Origin of the sequence: Spirosoma arboris (assembly GCF_009754945.1) — a bacterium.
GTDB lineage: Bacteria > Bacteroidota > Bacteroidia > Cytophagales > Spirosomataceae > Spirosoma > Spirosoma arboris.
On record NZ_WPIN01000061.1, the window covers coordinates 1 to 1023 of the forward strand.

2 protein-coding genes are annotated in these 1023 nt (G+C 43.7%); both read left to right on the top strand.

Annotated features, from left to right (window positions below):
* Positions 1–686: hypothetical protein (locus tag GO755_RS40650; protein WP_227687301.1), on the top strand; the 686-nt coding region annotated here is incomplete at its 5' end.
* Positions 683–1023 (top strand): DnaB-like helicase N-terminal domain-containing protein (locus GO755_RS40655; RefSeq protein WP_317166057.1); only part of this gene is annotated, 341 nt, incomplete at its 3' end. The genes GO755_RS40650 and GO755_RS40655, both read left to right, overlap by 4 nt.

Below are 1023 nucleotides of genomic sequence, written 5' to 3' on the forward strand. Positions count from 1 at the left end.
ATAATGAAGCTATGCAAATAAAAGCCAAACCTCACCATTTGAGCCTTTATACCTGGATTGCTGAATTACGAAACAGGGTCAGTATGGAAATCGTTGACTTGCCTCGAGAATATACTATGAAGATGTCGCTAATCGATTCTCCGTCGACGCTGAAAAGTTGTATAACGGATTTAGTAGAGTGGGGAATTATTGAGGTCTTGCAATGGGGAAAGAACGATTGGACGGGCGCTACAAAAGTACGTTTTAGCTGTTCATTTTTGAACAGGCCCTGTACAGCTACTGAACCACAACTGTACAACAGCAGTACCGCTACTGTACAGCAGGAGTACACAAATAAAACTAATAAAACTGGTAAAACAAATACGTCGAAAGAGTTCGACCTTTTTTGGGATCACTACGGTAAAAAGACGGGTAGTAAATCAAACACTTTAAAAGAGTGGAATAAACTATCAAAAGATGATCAGCAAACTGCTTATGATCGAATTGATCATTACAAAGCGAATCGACCCGATCCTCAATTCCGCAAAGATCCCGAACGATACCTGAAACATCGGGTTTGGGAAAATGAATTCGATGTAGCCCCAAAATCAACGGACACAATCTCCTCCTCCGCCAATTTGGCTACGAATCGCCCACAGCCTATCAGTTCACCTAAAGGATTAGCAGCGCTGAACTTACAATTATGAACACACTAAGCGAAAATCTATTCAATGTAAACCTGGAAGCAGGGCTGTTGGGAGCTATTCTCATTGAGTCATCCTTGATGCGATCAGCGTTGACCAAAATCAAGCAGGAAAACATCTTCTTTCACCACGCCCATCGAGAGATTTACCGGGCCATGCTGGATCTGCAAGCAGAGGGTATTCAACCCGAAATCGTTGATGTAACGCATCGACTTCGTCGGAATGGCTCCCGATTGACAGCAGTGGACATCCTGGAATTAACCCGTGAGGCCTCACTGCCCAATTTTGAGGCTCGTTGTTTACAAGTGTATGAACTGTTTCACCGACGCGAAGCACAAGC